This is a genomic window from Shinella daejeonensis (genome assembly GCF_024281235.1).
Taxonomy (GTDB): Bacteria; Pseudomonadota; Alphaproteobacteria; order Rhizobiales; family Rhizobiaceae; genus Shinella; species Shinella daejeonensis.
Map to the genome: position 1 here is coordinate 611,440 of NZ_JAHWXY010000001.1, position 15,847 is coordinate 627,286.

Annotated in this window: 15 protein-coding genes and 1 riboswitch; of the genes, 9 read left to right on the plus strand and 6 right to left on the minus strand. The window is 65.0% G+C overall.

Annotated features, from left to right (window positions below):
• Nucleotides 1-24: 24 nt before the first annotated feature.
• The 4 genes from KYK29_RS02900 (at nucleotide 25) to KYK29_RS02915 (ending at nucleotide 3,565) form a co-directional block, all read left to right on the plus strand.
• Nucleotides 25-900, plus strand: a complete 876-nt coding sequence (locus KYK29_RS02900; protein ID WP_254689339.1) for an ABC transporter permease — start codon at nucleotides 25-27, stop codon at nucleotides 898-900.
• Nucleotides 897-1,685: an ABC transporter permease gene (locus tag KYK29_RS02905; RefSeq protein ID WP_254689340.1), complete on the plus strand. Its 789-nt coding sequence runs from the start codon at nucleotides 897-899 to the stop codon at nucleotides 1,683-1,685. The genes KYK29_RS02900 and KYK29_RS02905 overlap by 4 nt, the downstream gene beginning before the upstream one ends.
• Before the next feature lie 13 nt (nucleotides 1,686-1,698).
• Nucleotides 1,699-2,760, plus strand: a complete 1,062-nt coding sequence (locus KYK29_RS02910) for an ABC transporter ATP-binding protein (protein WP_254689341.1) — start codon at nucleotides 1,699-1,701, stop codon at nucleotides 2,758-2,760.
• Between the two features lie 92 nt (nucleotides 2,761-2,852).
• Nucleotides 2,853-3,001: riboswitch (FMN riboswitch) on the plus strand.
• 90 nt (nucleotides 3,002-3,091) lie between these two features.
• On the plus strand, nucleotides 3,092-3,565 hold the full coding sequence (locus tag KYK29_RS02915) for a 6,7-dimethyl-8-ribityllumazine synthase (RefSeq protein WP_254689342.1): 474 nt from the start codon (nucleotides 3,092-3,094) through the stop codon (nucleotides 3,563-3,565).
• Nucleotides 3,566-3,856: 291 nt separating this feature from the next.
• Here KYK29_RS02915 and derI read toward each other — a convergent pair whose 3' ends face one another.
• From derI to KYK29_RS02945, 6 genes are all read right to left on the minus strand, one after another.
• On the minus strand, nucleotides 3,857-4,297 hold the full coding sequence (derI, locus tag KYK29_RS02920; RefSeq protein ID WP_254689343.1) for a D-erythrulose-4-phosphate isomerase: 441 nt from the start codon (nucleotides 4,295-4,297) through the stop codon (nucleotides 3,857-3,859).
• Nucleotides 4,298-4,325: 28 nt separating this feature from the next.
• A complete protein-coding gene (locus KYK29_RS02925) occupies nucleotides 4,326-5,093 on the minus strand; it encodes a triose-phosphate isomerase (RefSeq protein ID WP_254689344.1) in 768 nt (255 codons plus the stop codon).
• Nucleotides 5,090-5,875 (minus strand): DeoR/GlpR family DNA-binding transcription regulator, encoded by a 786-nt coding sequence (locus tag KYK29_RS02930; RefSeq protein WP_254689345.1) that lies wholly within the window; start codon nucleotides 5,873-5,875, stop codon nucleotides 5,090-5,092. The genes KYK29_RS02925 and KYK29_RS02930 overlap by 4 nt, the downstream gene beginning before the upstream one ends.
• A 204-nt stretch (nucleotides 5,876-6,079) precedes the next feature.
• Nucleotides 6,080-6,793 carry a L,D-transpeptidase gene (locus KYK29_RS02935; RefSeq protein WP_254689346.1) on the minus strand — a complete coding sequence of 238 codons (714 nt, stop codon included), beginning with the start codon at nucleotides 6,791-6,793 and terminating at the stop codon, nucleotides 6,080-6,082.
• 187 nt (nucleotides 6,794-6,980) lie between these two features.
• Nucleotides 6,981-7,988 (minus strand): glycoside hydrolase family 25 protein, encoded by a 1,008-nt coding sequence (locus KYK29_RS02940; protein WP_254689347.1) that lies wholly within the window; start codon nucleotides 7,986-7,988, stop codon nucleotides 6,981-6,983.
• A gap of 131 nt (nucleotides 7,989-8,119) precedes the next feature.
• A complete protein-coding gene (locus KYK29_RS02945; protein ID WP_437437228.1) occupies nucleotides 8,120-9,094 on the minus strand; it encodes a GlxA family transcriptional regulator in 975 nt (324 codons plus the stop codon).
• A 114-nt stretch (nucleotides 9,095-9,208) separates the two neighbouring features.
• On the opposite strand from KYK29_RS02945, the gene bcoG reads away from it, so the two are divergent.
• The 5 genes from bcoG to KYK29_RS02970 all read left to right on the plus strand — a co-directional run bounded on the left by bcoG (nucleotide 9,209) and on the right by KYK29_RS02970 (nucleotide 15,804).
• Nucleotides 9,209-10,123, plus strand: coding sequence for a 3-dehydrocarnitine:acetyl-CoA trimethylamine transferase BcoG (bcoG, locus tag KYK29_RS02950; RefSeq protein ID WP_254689348.1), 915 nt, complete (start codon nucleotides 9,209-9,211; stop codon nucleotides 10,121-10,123).
• 47 nt (nucleotides 10,124-10,170) lie between these two features.
• A complete protein-coding gene (locus tag KYK29_RS02955) occupies nucleotides 10,171-11,664 on the plus strand; it encodes a carnitine 3-dehydrogenase (RefSeq protein WP_254689349.1) in 1,494 nt (497 codons plus the stop codon).
• Nucleotides 11,665-11,786: 122 nt separating this feature from the next.
• Nucleotides 11,787-12,947 (plus strand): acyl-CoA dehydrogenase family protein, encoded by a 1,161-nt coding sequence (locus KYK29_RS02960; RefSeq protein WP_254689350.1) that lies wholly within the window; start codon nucleotides 11,787-11,789, stop codon nucleotides 12,945-12,947.
• A gap of 2 nt (nucleotides 12,948-12,949) precedes the next feature.
• Nucleotides 12,950-15,016 carry an acetate--CoA ligase family protein gene (locus KYK29_RS02965; RefSeq protein ID WP_254689351.1) on the plus strand — a complete coding sequence of 689 codons (2,067 nt, stop codon included), beginning with the start codon at nucleotides 12,950-12,952 and terminating at the stop codon, nucleotides 15,014-15,016.
• A 5-nt stretch (nucleotides 15,017-15,021) separates the two neighbouring features.
• Nucleotides 15,022-15,804, plus strand: coding sequence for a carnitinyl-CoA dehydratase (locus tag KYK29_RS02970; protein ID WP_254689352.1), 783 nt, complete (start codon nucleotides 15,022-15,024; stop codon nucleotides 15,802-15,804).
• Nucleotides 15,805-15,847: the final 43 nt, after the last annotated feature.

Here is a 15,847-nt window from a genome sequence, read left to right on the forward strand (position 1 = left end):
GCAAGCCGAAGGGTAGACCGTCCCATGGCCACCATCCCGAGCTTCACGCTCAACCGTCGCACCGTCATCGACTGGCTCGGCGTCGCGCCCTTCATGATCTTCGCGATCCTGTTCCTGATCCTTCCGACGCTTTATCTGGTGCGCGGCGCCTTCCTCACGCAGGAGGGAGCCTTCACGCTCCGCAACATCGCCGATCTCTTCACGCCGACGATCCTCAGTTCCTACTGGATCAGCATCCGGGTTTCGCTGGCGTCCTCGCTCGGCGGCGTGGCAATCGGCTTCATGCTCGCCTGGGCGATCACCCTCGGCGCCCTTCCCGCGTGGATACGCTCCAGCCTGCTCACCTTCTCGGGCGTCGCGTCCAATTTCGCCGGCGTGCCGCTGGCCTTCGCCTTTGTCGCCACGCTGGGGCGCACCGGTCTCGTGACCCTGCTTCTGCGCGACTGGCTCGGCTTCAATCTCTATTCGACCGGCTTCAACCTTCTGTCCTTCCTCGGCCTCACCATTACCTATATGTTCTTCCAGATTCCGTTGATGGTGCTGATGCTGACGCCGGCGCTCGACGGCATGAGGAGGGAGTGGCGCGAAGCGTCGGAAATCCTCGGCGCATCCAACTGGCAATACTGGCGCATGATCGCGCTGCCGATCCTCTGGCCCAGCCTGCTTGGAACGTTCCTGCTGCTGTTCGCCAACGCCTTCGGCGCGGTGGCCACCGCCTATGCGCTGACCGGCAGCTCGCTCAATATCGTCCCGATCGTGCTCTATACCCAGATCCGCGGCGACGTGCTCAACAACCCCAACCTCGGATATGCGCTGGCGCTCGGCATGATCGTCATCACCGGCCTGTCCAACGTCCTCTATCTGTGGCTGCGCTCGCGCGCGGAACGGTGGCAGAAATGAAGTCGTCGCGTCTTTTCGCCTGGATCGCGCTCGCCATCGGGGCCACCTATTTCCTCGTGCCGCTGATCGGCACCTTCGAGTTCTCGCTGCGCATGCGGCGCGGCGAATATTCCTTCGATGCCTATCAGTCGGTCTTCTCCGACATGCAGTTCCGCGCCACCTTCGGCTATTCCATGCTGATGGGATTGCTCACCATCGTCTTCGGCATGCTGCTCGTCGTGCCGACCGCCTATTGGGTGCGCCTGCGGCTGCCGCAGATCCGGCCGCTCATCGAATTCCTGACGCTCCTGCCGCTGGTCATTCCCGCGATCGTCATCGTCTTCGGCTATCTGCGCCTCTATAATTCCTCCTCCTTCCTGCCGCTCACCAATTCGACCAACGGCACCAACCTGCTCCTGATGTTTTCCTATATGACGCTGTCCCTGCCCTATATGTACCGGGCGGTGGATACGGCGATGCGGTCGATCGACGTGGCGACGCTGACCGAGGCCGCCGAAAGCCTCGGCGCGAAATGGCCGACCATCCTGTTCCGCTGCATCTTCCCCAATGTCATGAGCGGCGTGCTGTCGGGCGCCTTCATCACCTTCGCCATCGTGATGGGCGAATTCACCATGGCGGCGCTGCTGAACCGCCCGGCCTTCGGCCCCTACCTCCAGTTCGTCGGCGCCAACAAGGCCTATGAACCCTCGGCGCTCGCCATCATCGCCTTCGCCATCACCTGGCTCAGCATGGGGCTGCTCCAGATCGTCTCCCGTTTCCAGAAAACCGCGCCTGTGAAGGCCTGAGGATTTCCCGTCCATGTCGTTTCTCACGCTCAGCAACATCCAGAAGTCCTTCGGCCCCACCCAGGTGGTCAAGGATTTCGACATGGCCATCGAGAAAGGTGAATTCGTCTCCTTCCTCGGCCCGTCGGGCTGCGGCAAGACCACGGTGCTGCGCATGATCGCCGGCTTCGAGACGCCGAGCGGCGGCACCATCACCATCGAGGACCGGAGCCTGGCGGACCTCAAGCCCAACCAGCGCAATATCGGCATGGTGTTCCAGGCCTATGCGCTCTTCCCGAACATGACGGTCGCCGAAAACGTCGCCTTCGGCCTCAAGGTCGCCGGCAAGCCGAAGGCCGAGATCGACGCCCGGGTGAAGGAGATGCTCGGCCTGATCAAGCTCGATCATCTCGCCGGGCGCTATCCCTACCAGATGTCCGGCGGCCAGCAGCAGCGCGTGGCGCTTGCCCGCGCGCTTGCCCCGAAGCCCCAGGTGCTGCTGCTCGACGAGCCGCTTTCGGCGCTCGACGCCAAGATCCGCGTGTCGCTGCGCGAGGAGATCCGCCAGATCCAGCAGCAGCTCGGCATCACCACCGTCTTCGTCACCCACGACCAGGAAGAGGCGCTTTCGATCTCCGACCGCATCGTCGTGATGAACGCCGGACGCGCCGACCAGATCGGCACGCCTGCGGATATCTACAATCGTCCCGCCACCCGCTTCGTCGCCGGTTTCGTCGGCACCCTCAACCTCATCAAGGCGACGGTGGTCGACCCGGCGGCACATCGTGTCTCGATCGGCGATCAGGGCGTGACGCTGCGCGAGGCGCTCGACGATGCGAAACCGGGCGATGCGATATCGCTGGCGCTGCGTCCAGAAGCCGGCTCGATCGCTCCCGACGCCCGCGGCGACACCGCGCTTGTCGGCACCGTGACGTCCTCCAACTTCCTCGGCTCGGTGATCCGCACCCGCATGGACGTCGGCGGCAGCAGCATCTCCTTCGACATGTTCAACAGTCCCGGCCTGACCCCTCCGGCGGCCGGCGAGACCGTGACGCTGCGCTTCACCGCAAGCGATCTCCTGATCATCCGCGATTGAACGGACCGCAGGGACCGCGCCCCCCATGTCGCGACAGGCGCTTTTTCCGTCGCCTGAGGGTTTGATCCCGGCGCGCCGGTGCGCTAGTCTCCGGCTGTTCTCAGGGCGGGGTGAAACTCCCCACCGGCGGTATCGGGAGAGATCCCGGAGCCCGCGAGCGCCTTTCGCAACTGCGGAAGGGTCAGCAGATCCGGTGCGATGCCGGAGCCGACGGTCATAGTCCGGATGGAAGAGAGCAGGCATGCGGCCCCGCCACGCGGGTTCCACGGACGCGTGCATGTTCGCCCAAGGGGACCGTTGAAAAATGGCTCAACCCTTGAAAGGCCTCCGCATGAATATGAATGCCACTCCCGCCACCCGGATCGCCGTCATCCGCGCCCGCTGGCACGCGGGCATCGTCGACCGGGCGGTCGATTCCTTCGTCGCCGAATGGGTAGCGCTCGGCGGCCGCGCCGAGACTGTCGATATCATCGATGTGCCGGGCGCACTGGAGATCCCGCTGCATGCCCAGTTGCTCGCCCGCACCGGCCGCTATGCGGCGATCCTCGGTGTCGCGCTCGTCGTCGACGGCGGCATCTACCGTCACGATTTCGTCGCCGGAACGGTCGTCGACGCCCTCGTTCGCGTGGGTCTCGAAACGGATGTTCCCGTCCTTTCCGCCGTCCTGACGCCGCATAACTTCCAGGAATCGGAAGCCCATATCGCCTTTTTCCGCGAGCATTTCGTCATCAAGGGAAAAGAAGCCGCCGAGGCCGCCCGTCAGATCATCGACGCTCGCGCGCAGATCGCCATGGCGACGGCCTGACGGCAGAGCGCGGCCGGCTGAAATCTGGCATGAGCTTGTTGAATCTCCATCTCAACGTCTGGAATCAACTTTCAAGCCGCCGCCGGCAATCCTCTGGAATCATTGCTGAAAACAGCAACGCCCGGTCGCATGGACCGGGCGTTCCGTCGAGGGCCTGAAGGGAGGAAAGCCCTCTGTTGTCGCAAAAGCATTTCCCGCTGAAGCGGGGTCGCTTCGGCGTCGGATAATGCGGAAAAAACAACAAGCCGGCGCAATCCCGGTGAACCGGAATTGCCCTGGGCCGCGATGAATTCAGGCCTTGCCGGCGTCGAGCCGGTCGATCGCCTTGACGTTTTCGGCCGAGGAGCCGTTCGGATCGAATTCCGATTCCAGCCAGGTGTCGACAATGGCCTTGGCCAGTTCCGGACCGATGACACGCGCGCCCATGGTGATGATCTGGGCATTGTTCGACTTGGCCGCCCGCTCCGCCGAATAGGTGTCATGCGTCAGCGCGGCCCGGATGCCCGGAACCTTGTTGGCCGAGATGCAGACGCCGATGCCGGTGCCGCAGATGAGGATGCCGCGCTCGTTCTCGCCGGAAACGATGGTTTCCGCGAGCCCCTTGGAAAGGTCGGCATAAAAGCCCGACTTGCTGAGGTTGGTGACCGCGAGGTCCTTCTTCGTGGCGAGATGGGCTTCGATGACGTCGAGAAGCGGCTTGCCGGCGCTGTCGGCTCCGATGACGATTTTCATGGCGAGGTCCTTTCTTGGCTGTAACGGTTCATAGTGCGTTGGAAACGCGGGAAAGAATGTCGAGGTAGCCGTCCACGGCCCAGGCCGAACGGCCGATGAACAGTCCGTCGATATGAGGCATGGCGATGAGTTCGGCCGCATTGCCCGGATTGACGCTGCCGCCGTAGAGCACCGGCACATGCCGGCCCAGAAGACCTTCGGCGACCTTGGCGATCATCGCATGACGCTCGTCGGCATAATCGGCGGTGGCCGGGATGCCGTTGACGCCGATCGCCCAGACCGGCTCGTAGGCGAGAAGGATCTGCGCCTTGCGGGCGTCACCCTCCAGCAGTCCCAGCGCGCCCTCCACCTGCTGCTGTAGCACCGCGTCGGCCCGGCCCGCCTCCCGTTCGGCAAGCGTTTCGCCGATGCAGATCAGTGGCGTGAGGCCGTGGCGCACCGCCGCCGCCGTCTTGAGACCGACGGTCCGGTCGGTTTCGCCGAAATGCTCGCGCCGCTCGCTGTGGCCAAGCTCGACGATATCGAGGCCGCAATCCTTCAGCATCAGCGGGGAAACCTCGCCGGTCCAGGCGCCGGCGTCGTCCCAATGCATGTTCTGTGCGCCGACCTTGACGCTGGTGCCCGCCAGAACCTTCTTCACCTCGCGTACCGCGGTGAACGAAGGGATCACGAAGCGCTGGACGCGCGAATCCCGTTCGCCGTCCGCCGCCTTCAGCGCCTCGGCGAAGGCCAGCGCCTCCGCCAGCACCTTGTTCATCTTGAAACTCGTTCCGACCCAGAGACCCGTCTTGCTCATGCTGCCTGCTCCGATGTTTGCGTGTTTGCCGTCATGAGGGCGATGCCTGCCTCGGCGAGCGCCTCACGGGCGGCCGGCGATACCGTCCCTCCGGTCAGAACCGCGTCGAAGGCGTCAAGCCCGGTGAAGAAATGCAGCGCCTGCCGGCCGAATTTTTCCCGGTCGGCAAGCAGATAGCGGCGGCGCGCCGAGCGCAGCATTTGCCGCTTGATCTGGATCACCTCCTGGTCCTGATGGAACGCCCGCGCGTCCTCGATGGCGGAGGTGGAAAGGAAGGCCGTATCGGCGCGAAGCGACTTCAGCGCCTCCTCCGTCACGATGCCGAAAAAACCGTTGAACTTCTTGTTGAACTGTCCGCCGAGCGCGATCAGCGTCACGCCGGGAACGCCCGAAAGCGTGACGATCGCCGAAAGATTGTTGGTGATCACCGTCAGCGGGCGGATATCGAGCAGCAGTGGCGCCATCGCGCCGGCCGTCGAACTGTCGTCGAGGATGACCGTCTGGCCCGGCTCCACCAGTTCGGCGGCGCGCGCGGCGATCGCGCTCTTCTCGGCCTGCGCGATCCGCTCGCGATAACGGAAGTCGCTCTCGAACTGCGGGCTCGATTCGATCGAGGCGCCGCCGTGCACCTTGCGCAGCAGCCCGGCCTGTTCGAGATCGTCGAGATCGCGGTGGATGGTCATGCGGGAAACGCCGAAGCGATTGGCCATGTCCTCGACGGAAGCGCTTCCAGCCTCCATCAGCAGGTCCATGATGCTGCGACGTCTTTCTTCCGGCTTCATACCTCAAGCGCAGCAGGCGGCCGCGCCCTCCATTACGTGACGAACGGCCGGCTCATTTCCGACCACACGGAAAATATAACATTATTTTGTGATTTTTCAATGTTACATTTCCGAAGGATGTGACATTCCCCGAAAAGACGGCATCGACGAAAACGCCGCCCGGAAACCGGACGGCGCTCATGGACGCAGGCGACGGTGGGCCGGTCAGACCGACAGCGTCGGCTTTTGATAGACGACGATGCGCGCGTGATAGGGAACACGCTTGTAAAGGTCGATCACGTCCTGATTCAGGAGCCGCACGCAGCCCGAGGTGACGGCCTTGCCGATCGATTTCCATTCCGGTGTGCCGTGCAGACGGTAGAGCGTGTCCTTCCCGTCCTGGAAGATATAGAGGGCGCGGGCGCCGAGCGGATTGCGGATGCCCGGCTCCATGCCGCCGTTCTCGACGGAATATCTTTCCAGCGACGGCTGGCGCGCGATCATATCCGCCGGCGGCTTCCAGCGCGGCCAGGGCTGGCGCCAGTGGATGATGCCCTCGCCGCCCCAGGCGAAGCCCTCCCGCCCGAGACCGACGCCGTAGCGCATCGCGGTGCCGCCGGGTTCGACCAGATAGAGGAAACGGTTCGGCGCGTCGACGACCACCGTTCCGGCAGGTTCCCCCGTCGGATCCTTCACCCGCTGGCGAAAATGTTTCGGGTCCATTTCCCGGAAGGGGATGGCGGGAATGAGGTGCCCGCCGTCCTGCACCGCCGCGTAGCGGGCTTCCAGTTCCGCGTCCGACGCCGGCGCGATCGGATAACTGACCCGCCGCGGAACCGGCACGTTCTTCGGCTCCGTTCCAGCGGTGGCGCAGCCGGCAAGCGCGCCCGCAGCCCCCAGAACGAATGCACGGCGCGACAGGATGCTGACGCTGGACATCTTTGAAACCATTTCCCTGGTGAATCGGAACAATAGCCGACCGCTAGCCAATGGGGCGGGCCCATGGCAAGGAAAATCGGGATCACATCTTCGGCATCGGGAAAATACCTGTGGCTCCGGTCAAGGCGGTCGCCCCGCGATGGTTTCGGGCAACGGCCTTGCAATCCGGTGTCCTCTGCGGGGCGCGTCAGCTCGACTGGCCGGCCACCCAGGCGTGCCAGTTCTCCTCGGAGCCGGTGAAGACGTTGAGGTCGATCCGGCCGGAAACGCCCTGCGACAGACCGGACCCGGAATATTGCCAGAAGACCCAGCGGCGGCCGGGATAACGCTGCGAGGGATGCGCGGCGACGGAGCGCAGCCAGAAGGGATAGTCCTTCAGTTCGCCGGTCAGGTTGTCGTCATAGAAATCGGGCGCCGTATAGATGATCGGCCGCTTGCCGTAGTGGCGCTCGACCTTATCCATGAAGACCCGCATCTTCTCCAGCACCACGGCCCGCGAGGGCCGCTTCTTGCATTTGGAGAGCCCGTTCCATTCGACGTCGATCACCGGCGGCAGCGCATCGGGATCGCGCGGAACGTTGCGGATGAACCAGTCGGCCTGCTCTGCCGCCGTGCGGCACCAGTAGAAGAAATGATAGGCGCCGCGCCGGATGCCGGCCTCCTTCGCCTTGCGCCAGTTGGTGGCGAACATCGGGTCGATGTGATCGCCGCCGTCCGTCGCCTTGATATAGGCGAAATTCGCTCCGTGCGCGCGCAGCTTCGTCCAGTCGATATCCCCCTGCCAGCGCGAAACGTCGACGCCATGCACCGGATAATGACGCGGGGTACGCTTGCCGAAATTGATCGGATGGGCGTCACCGAACTGCTGGCCATAGATGCGCGAACGCTTGCGCGAGCGGCCCTCCGTCGCCGGCCTTTCGCTCGGGACGGCGGATTGCGCCCTGGTCACCGCATTCAGGGCGTCGCTGCCGGGCGCCGGGCCGGCCCAGGCGAGCATCTCCTGCGTTTCCCCGGCCTTGACCTCGCCCTGCCCGACCGCGACGGTCGGCACCGGGCCGCTGCTCCGGCTGACGGAACTCGTCGTTTCAACGGAGGGCTTGAGCCCCAGTGCCGCGACGGGATCCGAACTTGAGGATGCGCAACCCGCCAGCGAGACGCAGGCAAGCAGGGTCGCTGAAACAATCGACAGACGCATAGGCACTCGCACGCAAAACAAACCGAGCCCCGCCCCGGCGAATCTGGGACGAATTGCTAACGGAAGATTACCGGCAAATGTTAAATGCAAGGTTTACGCCGGCTCCGGCTTTTCGGGCGACCGGAAAAGCCTCAGCCCTTGGCCGCGGCCCGCAGCCGTCGCCGCGTCTCCGTCGGGCTTTCCCGGTAATGCGCCCGGTAGCTTCGGGAAAAGGCCGAAGACGAATTGAAGCCCGTAAGCGCCGCGATATCGGCGAAATCGCTTTTCGTCTCGATCACCTTGCGGCGCGCCATATTCAGCCGCAACGCCAGATAATGCTGATGCGGCGCGACCCCCATCGTCTCGTGGAAGAGATCCTGGAGATGGCGCGAGCTGATGCCGACCCGCCGCGCAAGGCGCGAAAGCGTCATCGGCGCGTCCACCGTCTCCTCCATCAGCCGCACCGCCTGGCTCACCCGCTGGTCGGCGATCCGCATGTTGCCGAGCGCCGGCACCTGCAAGAGGCCGCCCGCGCGCTCCTGCTCGTAGATGAAGAGCCGCGAGACTTCGAGCGCCAGCGAATAGCCTTGCCGCCGGCGGATGATCTCCAGCATCAGGTCCAGCGTCGGCAGCGAACCGCCGGTGGTGACGCGCTTGCCGTCGATGACATAGCGCTCCTGCATCACCGCGATATGCGGATAGGCGGCGGCGAATTCCTCCCGATCCTCCCAGTGGACCGTCACCGAACAACCGTCCAGAAGACTGGCCTGCGCCAGCAGCCAGCTTCCCGATTCGATGCCGGCCATCAGGCTGCGGTAACGGGCGGTGCGCGAAAGCTGCATGCGCAGCGCCGACGTCGCGCTCGTCCGCCACTGGTAGCTGGAGAGCACGAAAAGCGGCTGCGTCTCCTGCTCCGGCCGGAATGCGCCGTCGACGGGTACGGGAATGCGGCTCAGCGTCTCGACAGGCAGGCCGTCCGGCGAGAACAGCCGCCAGCGATAAAGCTGCCGGCCGGAGATACGGTTGGCGGCGCGAAGCGGCTCGATCACCGAGGCGACGAGAATGAGATTCGTTTCGGGCAGGACGAGGATATCGAGGTCGAGTGTTTCGGAAGAAAGGTCCAGCATGGGGTAAGCTTCAGCGATCACCGCCATAATTGTCAAGATTGCCTCCGAAAAGTGAAAGCATCAAAGTCTTTCTTGTCCCGTAATGACGGCAATGGAATTCTGGGAGGGACAGCCATGCCGCTAGCCATGAACCGCGACGTCTTCATCACCTGCGCCGTGACCGGCTCGGGCGACACGGTCGCCAAATCCAATCTCGTGCCGATCACCCCGAAGCAGATCGCCGATGCCGCCATCGACGCCGCCAAGGCGGGCGCCGCTATCGTGCACTGCCATGTGCGCGACCCGGAAACCGGCGCGCCGAGCCGCCGCAACGACCTCTATCGGGAGGTGACCGAGCGTATCCGCGACGCCGAAGTGGATGTCGTCCTGAACCTGACGGCCGGCATGGGCGGCGATATGATCTTCGGGCCGGTGGAGCAGCCGCTGCCGCTCAATCCCAAGGGCACCGACATGGCCGGCGCGACCGAGCGCGTCTCCCATGTCGCCGAATGCCTGCCGGAAATCTGCACGCTCGACTGCGGCACGATGAACTTCTCCCTTGGCGACTACGTCATGACCAACACGCCCTCCATGCTGCGGGCCATGGCCGGGCTGATGACCGAACTCGGCGTGCGGCCGGAGATCGAGGCCTTCGACACCGGTCATCTCTGGTTCGCCAAGCAACTCGTCGAGGAGGGACTGATCGAGGATCCGGTCCTGATCCAGCTCTGCATGGGCATTCCGTGGGGTGCGCCGGACGACCTCAACACCTATATGGCGATGGTCAACAACGTGCCGGCCAACTGGACCTTCTCCGCCTTCTCCATCGGCCGCAACGCCATGGCCTATCCGGCCGCCGCCGTGCTTGCCGGCGGCAACGTCCGCGTCGGGCTCGAGGACAATCTCTATATCGCCAAGGGCCAGCTCGCCACCAATGCGCAGCTCGTCGAGAAGGCGGTGACCATCGTCGAAGGCATGGGCGCACGGATCATCGGCCCGGCCGAGGTGCGCGAGAAACTGAAATTGCAGAAGCGCGCGCCGCGCGGCTGACGGGATGTGGGGAAGCCGCCCCGCAACGAGAAAAAATGAGGGAACGCATGACCAGCATCCACAAGGCAGCCTGCATCGGCGGCGGCGTCATCGGCGGCGCCTGGGTCGCCCGCTTCGCACTGGCCGGCATCGACGTCAACATCTTCGATCCGCATCCCGACGCCGAGCGCATCATCGGAGAAGTCATGGCCAATGCCGAGCGCGCCTATGGCATGCTCACCATGGCGCCCCTGCCCGCCAAGGGAAAGGTCACCTTCTGCAAGAGCCTTGAAGAAGCCGTCCAAGATGCTGACTGGATTCAGGAAAGCGTGCCGGAACGGCTGGAGCTGAAGCGCGGCGTGCTGACCCAGATCGACGCGGCGGCACGGCCCGACGCCCTCATCGGCTCCTCCACCTCCGGCCTGATGCCGACGGACCTCCAGCGCGACATGAAGCATCCCGAACGTCTGTTCGTCGCGCACCCCTATAACCCGGTCTACCTCCTGCCGCTTGCCGAACTGGTCGGCGGCCAGAAGACCTCGCGCGCCGTGCTGGAGGATGCGAAGGCCAAGCTCGCTCCCATCGGCATGAAGGGCGTGATCATCAACAAGGAGATCGAGGCCTTCGTCGGCGACCGTCTGCTCGAAGCCGTCTGGCGTGAAGGCCTGTGGCTGATCAAGGACGACATCTGCGATACGGAAACGCTCGACGACGTGATCCGCTATTCGTTCGGCATGCGCTGGGCGCAGATGGGCATGTTCGAGACCTACCGCATCGCCGGCGGCGAAGCCGGCATGCGCCATTTCCTCGCCCAGTTCGGCCCCTGTCTCGCCTGGCCCTGGACAAAGCTCACCGATGTGGTCGATCTGGACGACGCTCTGGTGGAAAAGATCGCCGGCCAGTCGGACGCCCAGTCCGGCGCGCGCGGCATTCGCGAACTGGAGCGCATCCGCGACGAGAACCTCGTCGGCATCATGCATGCGCTGAAGGCGAGCGACGAGGGGCGCGGCTGGGGCGCGGGCAAGCTGCTCGCCGAATTCGAGGAACATCTCTGGGCGAACGCCGCACCGGGGAAAGTGGAAATCTCCACCACCGAGCCTCTGCGCCTCGTGGAAACGAAGGTCAACGCCGCCTGGGTCGACTACAACGGCCATATGACGGAGCACCGCTATCTCCAGCTCTTCGGCGACACGTCCGATGCAATGCTGCGGCTGATCGGCGTCGACTTCGACTATGTCGAGGCCGGCCACAGCTACTATACGGTCGAGACCCACATTCGCCATCTCGGCGAAGGCAAGCTCGGCCAGGCGCTTTACACGACGATGCAGATCCTCGGCTACGACCGGAAGCGGCTGCACTATTTCAGCCGCATTCACGACGCCGCCACCGGCGCGGTGATCGCGACCGCCGAGCAGATGTCGCTGCATGTCGACGCCAAGGCCGGCAAGAGCGCCGACGCCCCGGCCGAGGTGCTGGCGAAGATCAAGCCGATCGCCGAGGCCCACGCCGGCCTGCCGGCGCCGGAGGGCGTCGGCCGCAGCGTGGGACAGAAGCATAAATAAGGCGACATTCGCGGCCCTTTCATCGCGCCCTTCGGCGCGCTCCTGCCGGGTGGAGAAGGTTTGGCAGGAGCGGTGAGAGGCCACCGCGCACGAAACGGCCCGCTCGCAGGGAGGAGCAGAGCATGAATTTCGCACTGACAGACGAACAGCAGATGATCGTCGACACCGTCCGCACCTTCGTCGAGACGGAAATCTATCCGCATGAGAACGAGGTCGAGCGCAGCGGTCATGTGCCGCCCGAACTCGGCCGGGAAATCGCCCGCAAATGCAAGGAAATCGGCTTTTTCGGCTGCAATTTCCCCGAGGAGGTCGGCGGCGCGGGCCTCGATCACACCTCCTTCACCCTCGTCGAGCGGGAACTGGGGCGCGGTTCGATGGCGCTCACCGTCTTCTTCGGCCGGCCGTCCGGCATCCTGATGGCCTGCAACGGCGAGCAGCGCGAGAAATATCTCCTGCCGGCCGTCAGCGGCGAGAAATTCGACGCGCTGGCCATGACCGAGCCGGACGCCGGCTCGGACGTACGCGGCATGAAGTGCTTCGCCCGCAAGGACGGCGACGACTGGATCGTCAACGGCACGAAGCATTTCATCAGCCACGCCAACATCGCCGATTTCGTCATCGTCTTCATCGCCACCGGCGAGGAGGACACGCCGCGCGGCAAGAAGAAGCTGATCACCTGTTTCCTCGTCGACCGCGGCACGCCGGGCTTCGAGATCCGCGACGGCTACGATTCCGTCTCGCACCGCGGCTACAAGAACTGCATCCTGACCTTCGACGATTGCCGGCTTCCCGCCTCCCAGGTGCTCGGCGAGGTGCACAAGGGTTTCGACATCGCCAACGACTGGCTCTACGCCACCCGCCTGACGGTCGCCGCCACGTCCGTCGGCCGGGCCCGGCGCGCCTTCGATTATGCCCTCAACTATGCCGCCGAACGCAAGCAGTTCGGCAAGCCCATCGGCGCAAACCAGGGCGTTTCCTTCAAGCTCGCCGACATGATCACCGAGATCGATGCCGCCGACCTGCTCACGCTGTCGGCCGCCTGGCGTCTCGACCAGGACCTGCCGTCCAACCGCGAGATCGCCTCCGCCAAGGTCTACGCCACCGAAATGCTCGCCCGCGTCACCGACGAGGCGATCCAGATCTACGGCGGCATGGGCCTGATGGACGACCTGCCGCTTGCCCGCTTCTGGCGCGACGCCCGCGTCGAACGCATCTGGGACGGCACCTCGGAGATCCAGCGCCACATCATCAGCCGCGACCTGCTCAGACCGCTGGGAGCGTGACGATGACCACGCGGGCCTCCCGTTCCCTCGATCGCCTGATCCGTCCGAAGTCCATCGCCGTCTTCGGCGGAAAGGAAGCGCGGCGGGTCGTGGAGCAATGTGAGAAAATGGGTTTTTCCGGCGAGATCTGGCCGGTGCATCCACGCGAGAGCGAAATCTTCGGGCGCAAGTGCTACCGCTCCGTCGCCGAACTGCCGGCCGCGCCCGACGCCTCCTTCGTCGGCGTCAACCGCCAGCTCACCATCGGGATCATCCGCGACCTTGCCGCGCGCGGCGCCGGCGGCGCCGTCTGCTATGCGTCCGGCTTTCGCGAGGCGGCCAGCGAGCTTGCCGACGGCGACGACCTCCAGAAGGCGCTGGTGGACGCGGCCGGAGACATGCCGATCCTCGGCCCCAACTGCTACGGCTTCATCAACATGCTGGACGGCGCGCTGCTGTGGCCCGATCAGCACGGCATGCTGCGCACCGGGCGCGGCGTGGCCGTTCTCACCCAGTCCTCCAATATCGCCTGCAACATCTCGATGCAGCAGCGCGGCCTGCCGCTCGCCTATATCCTGACGGCCGGCAATCAGGCGCAGACCGGCCTTGCCGACCTCGCCTTCGCCGTACTCGAAGACCCCCGCGTCACCGCCGTCGGCCTGCATGTCGAGGGTTTCGACAGCATCGAGGCACTGGAGCGGCTGGCGCTGCGGGCGCGCGAACTGAAAAAGCCGGTGGTGGCGCTGAAGGTCGGCAAATCCGAACAGGCGCAACGCGCCACCGTCTCGCACACCGCCTCGCTTGCCGGCAACGACGCCGTGTCCTCGGCCCTGCTCGCCCGTCTCGGCATCGGCCGGGTCGAAACGCTGCCGGAGCTTCTGGAAACGCTGAAGCTGCTGCATGTCGCAGGCCCTCTTGCGGGCTATGCCGTCTCGTCGATGAGTTGTTCGGGCGGCGAGGCTTCGCTGATGGCCGATGCGGGCGTGAAGCGGAAGATCATCTATCGCGCGCTCAGGGAGGAGCAGCGCCAGCCGCTGCGCGATATCCTCGGCCAGATGGTGACCATCTCCAACCCGCTCGACTATCACACCTTCGTCTGGGGCGACCGCGAAAAGCAGACCGCCGCCTTCACCACCATGATGCAGGGCGACTACGCGCTGAACCTCGTGGTGCTCGACTTCCCGCGCCTCGACCGCTGTGACGCTACCGATTGGGAAACCACCTGCCATGCCGTCATCGACGCGGCGCGCGCAACCGGCGCGAAGGCCGGGATCGTCGCCAGCATGGGCGAGAACCTGCCGGAAACCATCGCCGGAATGCTGACGGAAAACGGCGTCGTTCCCTTCCACGGCATCGAGGAGGCGCTGGCGGCCGCCGAAACCGCCGCCGCCATCGGCGAGATCTGGTCGAAGCCTCTGCCCGCTCCTCTCCTGAAAGTGGAGCCGGAAGACGGGGACATCGTCACGCTCACCGAACACGACGCCAAGCAGGCGCTTGCCGCCCACGGCCTGCCGGTGCCGCAAGGGGCGGTGGCCGACACGCCGGCGGCGGCCGCCGACGCCGCCGAAAGCCTCGGTTTCCCGGTGGTGCTCAAGGGGCTCGGCGTCGCCCACAAGACGGAAGCCGGCGCGGTGAAGCTCGATCTGACCAGCCGTCAGGCCGTCCTTGACGCCGCCACGGCCATGGCCGGCGTCGCCTCGGGATTCCTTGTGGAGACCATGGTGGCAAGACCCGTGGCCGAACTGATCGTCGGCGCGATGCGCGATCCGGTGGCGGGACCGGTGCTCACCATCGGGGCGGGCGGCATCCTCGTGGAACTGCTGGAGGATTCGGCGATCCTGACGCTCCCGGCAAGCGAGGCGGCGATCCGCGAGGCGATTGCCGGCCTGAAGATCGCCAAGCTGCTCTCCGGCTATCGCGGCGCTCCCGAAGGCGATACCGACGCGCTGGTCGCCGCCGTCGCATCGGCGGCATCCTATGTCGTTTCAAACGCTTCAATCCTTGAAGAACTGGACGTTAATCCCGTGATGGTGCTGCCGCAAGGCCACGGCGTCGTTGCCGCCGATGCACTGATCCGTATGAGAAGGTGATCCTCGTGCCCGGACCGATCCTGCAACGCCGCGAAGGCGGCATCCTCGAAGTGACCATCGATCGCCCCAAGGCGAACGCCATCGATCTGGTGACCAGCCGCATCATGGGCGAAATCTTCCGCGACTTCCGCGACGACGAATCCCTGCGGGTCGCCATCGTCACCGGCGCGGGCGAGAAATTCTTTTGTCCCGGCTGGGACCTGAAGGCGGCGGCGGCAGGCGACGCGGTCGACGGCGATTACGGCGTCGGCGGTTTCGGCGGCATGCAGGAACTGCGCGATCTCAACAAGCCGGTCATCGCCGCCGTGAACGGCATCTGCTGCGGCGGCGGTCTCGAAATCGCTCTTTCCACAGATTTGATCCTCGCCGCCGAACACGCCACCTTCGCCCTGCCGGAAATCCGCTCCGGCACGGTGGCCGACGCCGCCTCGATCAAGCTGCCGAAACGCATCCCCTATCACATCGCCATGGACATGCTCCTGACCGGCCGCTGGCTGGACGCGGCGGAGGCCCATCGCTGGGGATTCGTCAACGAGATCCTTCCTGCCAATCGCCTGATGGAGCGGGCCTGGGAGCTGGCCCGCCTTCTCGAAAGCGGCCCGCCGCTCGTCTATGCCGCGATCAAGGAAGTCGTGCGCGCCGCCGAGGGCGAGGACTTTCAGACAACCATGAACAGGATCACCCGGCGTCAGTTTCCCACGGTCGATATTCTCTATTCCAGCGAGGACCAGCTTGAAGGCGCCCGCGCCTTCGCGGAAAAGCGCGACCCGGTCTGGAAGGGACGTTGACGAAAACACCCTTGCGCCGTCTTTTCCGGAAAGGGAGAGTCCG